At 49.4% G+C, this 611-nt stretch carries 1 protein-coding gene; it reads left to right on the forward strand.

Annotation, left to right across the window (positions count from 1 at the left end; genetic code table 11):
- Positions 1-611 (forward strand): glycosyltransferase family 39 protein (locus tag ACWHAR_RS29200; protein ID WP_452088712.1); only part of this gene is annotated, 611 nt, incomplete at both ends.

Below are 611 nucleotides of genomic sequence, written 5' to 3' on the forward strand. Positions count from 1 at the left end.
CTCTACAGAATGATCAAGCCGACTTTTGGAATTGGAGCGGCCCGCATTTCCGCACTTGTTATGGCACTGCCCCCTATCGCAGTAGCTGTCAGCCGGACAAACAATATTGACAGCATGCTTGTCTTTACCATATTGCTCGGTTCAGCTTGCCTGTTTCGGGCAGTAAAACAAGGCAAGCTGGTTTGGCTGCTGACGGCATTTGCCCTAATTGGGCTCGCCTTTAATATGAAGATGATGCAAGCGTTTATGGTATTGCCTGCATTTGTGTTATTCTACCTGGTTGCATATCGGGTTTCTCTGAAGAAAAAAATCGGGTCCCTGCTTCTGTCTCTTGTCCTTCTGACAGGCCTTTCACTCTCATGGGCGATTGCAGTGGATTCAGCCTCTTCCTCAAGCCGGCCTTATGTAGGAAGCAGCCAGACCAACTCAGTGCTAGAACTGGCCTTTGGCTACAACGGCACAGAGCGTCTGCTTGGGCAAACTACGGGCCTGGCAAAGGGTGATATGAATGCTGCTGGCGGAGGGAAGATGCAGAATCAAGACAACATGCAAGCGCCAAATGGCAACGGTTCATCTTTTTCTCAGAACGGAAATCAATCATTCGGAAACCA

The sequence above is a fragment of the Bacillus sp. LR--39 genome, assembly GCF_053613335.1.